This window comes from Propionivibrio sp. (assembly GCF_041441355.1).
Lineage (GTDB): Bacteria > Pseudomonadota > Gammaproteobacteria > Burkholderiales > Rhodocyclaceae > Propionivibrio.
On the sequence record NZ_JASDTF010000008.1, the window covers coordinates 1 to 4,929 of the forward strand.

The window sequence follows — 4,929 nt, forward strand, 5'->3', positions numbered from 1 at the left end:
TGGCAGCTCGTCGGGCTCATAACCCGAAGGTCGCAGGTTCAAATCCTGCCCCCGCAACCAAAAAAAGTCATTAAAGCCAATCACTTAACGGTGGTTGGCTTTTTTGCGTCTTGTGCCCCTTGGGCACGGTGCCCATCTTGTGCCCACGCTGTGCCCATCCCGTGCCCAAGGGGCTGGCGCCGGTCTGCGCTGACAATCCCGACTTCCGGGACACGTGGCGTTCATTGCCTTGTCGCCGTTCTTCCTTGCCGAGCCAGGGTGAGGCCTGCGTAGACCGCTTGGATCCCCTTTGGCTTCGCTATTCCTCGTGGCCGCGATCCATGCTGAGGCTCTCGGTACCGTTAGCTCTATCGGGGACGTACTCGAGAAGCTCGTGCAATGAGCAATCCAAATACCTGCATAGTCCGTCTAGGACGTCGAGCTCGAGCCGCTCTGCGGTTTCGTGATAGAGGCGAGTGAGCGTTCCGCGATTGATACCTGTGTCTCGCGATACCTCGGAGATCTTTAGACGGCGCTCGCCTAAGACTCGCGACAGGTGGCACTTAATCATCGATCCCCCGAAAGATCTTCAGCAGGGCAAATTGCCCACTTGAAAGTTGCTTTCTATGCGTTAAATTGATCTGCAGTAGAGCAAAAGAGTCCTTGTCGGCTCTTTATGAACTACTCCAGCAGCTAAATTTTACAGGAGAGCAACCATGACTGAGCAGGCCACCTACCTCACTACTGATGAGCTGGCACAACGTATCAAGTACGACGCGAGGACAATTCGAGAGCGTTTGAAGGATGCGGTGCTGATCGAAGGGGTGCATTACTTCCGGCCCTTCGGTGGCCGGAAGATTCTCTACCTTTGGGAGCGGATTGAGCGCGACATGAAGCGCTCCTCGCTTGACAACCCGTTTGCGGCTTGAGGGGCTCGCCATGGGTACGATCAGAACCAGATCTGACAACGGCAAGCTGTTCCTAGATTTTCGTGTCGAGGGGAAAAGGTGCCGGGAGCAAACGGACTTGGACGACACCGCGCTCAATCGAAAGCGCTTGGGAAAGGTACTTCAGCGCCTTGATGCAGAGATTGCCGCTGGCACCTTCGACTACGCCAGCTTCTTCCCTGGCAGCAAGAAGAACTCAAAAGCCCACGGAGGCCGGGTAGAAGCGCAAGCGGTCGTCACAGTCGCTCCGCCTTTGCCGGCTGCGATGCCTATCGGGGCACCGTTTGCTGCTCAGTGGGGAGCGGTTGCACGTGAGACGCCACGATTCGAGCAATTCGCCGCAACCTGGATCTCTGAAAACGAGGTGGCCTGGCGTCGTTCCTACCGGCGCACGGTCGACGATATCGTGCAGAAGTACCTGCTCCCGCGCTTCGGTGAGCGGGTGGTCGGAAGCATCGCTCGGGAAGAACTGCTTCAATTCCGTTCCGAACTCGCCAAAGTCCCCGGACGGAAGAAGGAGACGCTGTCACCCCGCCGCATCAACGCGATCATGAACATCGTCGGGTTGATTTTGAAGGAAGCCTCCGACCGCTTTCAGTTTATCTGTCCCTTCTACAACATCAAACCGCTCAAGATCCCCAAGAGCGAGGTGCAGCCCTTTACGCTCGAGGAGGTCAAGCAGATTCTCAAGACAGTGCGCGAGGATTTCCGGGACTACTTCACGGTGCGATTCTTCACCGGCATGCGCACCGGCGAGGTCGATGGGCTCAAGTGGGAGTACGTCGACTTCGAGCATCGACTGATCCTGATTCGAGAGACGCGCGTCATGGGGGAGCAAGAGGACGAGGCCAAGACCACCGAGTCGATTCGCGACATCCGCATGAGTCAGTTGGTGCTCGAAGCGCTGCAGCGCCAGCGGGCAAGGACGGCGCGGCTGGGCAAATACGTGTTCTGCTCTCGCGATGGAAGTCCGCTCGATCACAACAACGTCACCAAGCGGGTCTGGTATCCCCTGCTGCGCCACCTTGGGCTGAAAGCGCGACGTCCTTACCAGACACGACATACCGCGGCCACATTATGGCTGGCTGCGGGCGAGAACCCGGAATGGATCGCCCGGCAGATGGGGCATACCAGCACGGAGATGCTCTTCAAGGTCTACAGCCGCTACGTGCCGAACCTCACGCGCCAGGATGGCTCGGCCTTCGAGCGTTTGCTCGCGCAAACCATCGGTGGTGGTGTCGAGAAGTCGGCCGACGCGAATGAACATACGGATGCTGACGGCTCGCTGTCGGGCGCGCTCGAGGGGGCTGATCATGAATGAGCGCCATTACGTCGCGACCTTGGCGGTGCATGCACTGCCTGTTGGGGACGATCTTGTCGTGCAGCATCTGCCGCTGGCGTTCCGGGTCCAGTCAATCACGAGACTGTACTTTGACGGCCACGACAAGATGAATCGGGCTGTACTCTTTCACGAGCGGGCGAGTCTGACAGTGGAGTGGTTGTCGCGCAGCGTGGATGTTCGGATTGTTACCGGCGGCCTGGTAAGCATCAGGTGGCTGGGACGTCCGACCTCCACCAAGGGCGCGGTGCGCATTGCGCGCCTGGTTCCGCTCGAGCGGCCCGAGCCATCGCTGAACCTCTTTGACACGGTGCCGCCGAGCTGGCTCGGTGACCGTGCGCTTCTCAGACGTGCCGGCGGGTACTGGGACGGGCTATCGCCATCCTTAAGGCATCTGTTCAATGCCATCTTCTGGCAGGGCGATCGATTTCGTCGCTATCTCAATGGCCCGAGTTCGCTTGCGGGCCATCACGTGGGCCGGAGTGGAAATCTGCGGCACATCGTCGACGTGGTCGAGCGCGCCGTGGGCCTTGGTCTGCATGAAAGGCGGATTGACCTGGGCATTCTCATCCTTGCAGCCTTCCTCCACGACGCCGGAAAGGCTGACGAGTACAGGTTGGGCTATCGCAATCTCGAGTTATCGGCGCGAGGGAGACTGGTAGGGCATCGCCTGACCGTCATTGAATGGATTGCGGCCGCACAGGCACAGCACCGCGTTTTGATCGACGAACAGCACTACCTTGCTCTCATGCACGTGCTGGGTTGCGCGAAAGGGGCGCCTGCTTGGCTTGGTCTGAGAGAGCCGCAGAGCCTGGAGGCCATCCTCTTGAGCGCCGCGGATCGCCTTTCGGGGCAAAGCGATCTGATTAACCGATGTGCCCCCAGGCAGCCCGGGTTTGGCCGGTACCACCGCCATCTGGGAGCGCGCCCGTTCGTGGTGACTGCACTGGCATAGCGGTCAATGCACAACGGTGGTGATCGAAGGCACACGGTTCGGTTTGCCCGGGCGTCTTTGTGTGCCCTTGAACATCTGCGTCTCTGGGGTAGCGTGAATCGTGTCTTCCTCTTGCGGGAGCAGTCGGAGGGAGGCTGTTGAGTTTCAGGTGTTACGCGCAAATACATAAGGTCAAGGAGTTGAACACATGGAAGAGAAAAAGGATCGTCCTGAGGCGTTGGCTCGTGATGATGGCCGCTCGCAGCGGAGATGGACGGACAGCAGCTACTTTGTCATCGCGCTGATTGTGGTCCCGCTTGTCATTCCCCTGGCGCTGCTGGGTTGGGCCGGCTGGTACGCAACGCGGCTGCTTGATGGCGAGTTGGTTCTGAAGGACAGCGGTTGTCGCATCCTTGAAACGCATGGCGCCACCGTGCACCGACTCGAGGGCGTGGGCGAGCGACTGTGTACAGTGCGTGCCCGGTTCAGGTTCGGTCAGGACAGTGCAAGTGGCCGTGTCTTGCTCCGCCGAGATGACGGCGACCTCGAGATCGAACTGTCCGCATCGCAGGTTCTGAGCAAAGCCTACGACCGCTGAGTGATGCGCACATGGGGGCCGAAGGGCCCTCAGCTTACCTCGGGGGCGTTTGGGGGACTTCCTCACAAAACCCCCAAAAACCCGTGCTTTACGAACAAGAGTGACCTTGTCGCTCGCGGTACGCTGGACCTCTCTTAACCCGGATTACTAACAATGGACAGAGAGAGGAATAGTGATCTCGGCTCGGTTTCGGGCGAGACTCTGCGCCGCGTGCTGCTGACCCTTCGTCCCCCAGCTGACCAACCTGCGCTTGAACAAGCGCTCGGGGGGGCTGCACTGGCGGTTATGGCGCTCGGACAGTGGATCACGGAGCCAGACTTTCTCTTGCGTGAGTTGTGCGCCGAGCTGACGCTGCCTACATCGGGCTCGAAAAGAAACGCCTCGTCGGTGCTGTGGCGGCGCCTCGCCAAGTACCCAGCGTGGCGCCTGGTATTGACTATCACGGAGGAGGTCCAAGCGGACCTGCTGGCTGCAATCGGTGCCGAGATTGTCAACGGTGTGCTTGAGGGACGGACGTTCCCTCCGGGCCGGGCAAACCGGTTGAGAGAGCTTGTTGAAGCGGGTGAAAGGGCTGATGCCGATCCGCTCGTATACAAGATCCTGCATGACGCAAAGGTTCGATTCTCAGCATCGTCAGCGGCCCTAGTCGAGAAGTCGCAGCCAGCGAGGGTCATGAGCTATTACCGGGCGCGGTTCCACTATTCGGGCGAACACACGCAACAAGCGCGGGCCTCGCATCGAGCCCTTGAGTCATCTCAGTTCGTCAAAGCATGCGAGTTTTTGCGCGCGCGCGTCGAGGATGATGACGCGCGCGCGGTCCTGCAAGCTCTGGTGTTGCTGACGGGGCTGAGCGTTGAGCTGACCCGCACGTTGCCTCTTCTGTCGCGGTGGACTGGGGATTGGAGTGCAGCGATCGACATCGAGTCTGGGCTCTACGTGTTTGATCTGAACGCGGTTGGGCCGCATGCCCGACGTGCGCGGGGTGCCGGGAGCGTTGCGGCGAGCCGGATCCTTCCGCGCCCGCTGCCTCAGTTCTTGGCGGTTTGGCTCCGAAGAATGCAGCAGGCAAATCCAGCAGCGCTCACCACAGGGGAGTTACTTGACTCGCCAGAAATCTCCGAGTGTGACCTCT

At 59.8% G+C, this 4,929-nt stretch carries 6 protein-coding genes; 5 read left to right on the forward strand and 1 reads right to left on the reverse strand.

Annotated features, from left to right (window positions below):
- Positions 1-298: 298 nt before the first annotated feature.
- The gene (locus QMB55_RS02930) at positions 299-550 is read right to left on the reverse strand and encodes a helix-turn-helix domain-containing protein (RefSeq protein WP_497587166.1); all 252 of its coding nucleotides are present in this window, start codon (positions 548-550) and stop codon (positions 299-301) included.
- A 145-nt stretch (positions 551-695) separates the two neighbouring features.
- On the opposite strand from QMB55_RS02930, the gene QMB55_RS02935 reads away from it, so the two are divergent.
- The 5 genes from QMB55_RS02935 to QMB55_RS02955 form a co-directional block, all read left to right on the forward strand.
- Complete coding sequence (locus QMB55_RS02935) at positions 696-908, forward strand: hypothetical protein (RefSeq protein WP_497587167.1); 213 nt, start codon at positions 696-698, stop codon at positions 906-908.
- Positions 909-918: 10 nt separating this feature from the next.
- The gene (locus QMB55_RS02940; RefSeq protein ID WP_497587168.1) at positions 919-2,247 is read left to right on the forward strand and encodes an Arm DNA-binding domain-containing protein; all 1,329 of its coding nucleotides are present in this window, start codon (positions 919-921) and stop codon (positions 2,245-2,247) included.
- Complete coding sequence (locus tag QMB55_RS02945) at positions 2,240-3,220, forward strand: HD domain-containing protein (protein WP_287367193.1); 981 nt, start codon at positions 2,240-2,242, stop codon at positions 3,218-3,220. Before QMB55_RS02940 ends, QMB55_RS02945 begins: the two co-directional genes overlap by 8 nt.
- A 187-nt stretch (positions 3,221-3,407) precedes the next feature.
- Positions 3,408-3,797 (forward strand): hypothetical protein, encoded by a 390-nt coding sequence (locus QMB55_RS02950; protein ID WP_247734495.1) that lies wholly within the window; start codon positions 3,408-3,410, stop codon positions 3,795-3,797.
- 153 nt (positions 3,798-3,950) lie between these two features.
- The coding region (locus QMB55_RS02955) for a hypothetical protein (RefSeq protein WP_497587169.1) at positions 3,951-4,929 on the forward strand (979 nt) is incomplete at its 3' end.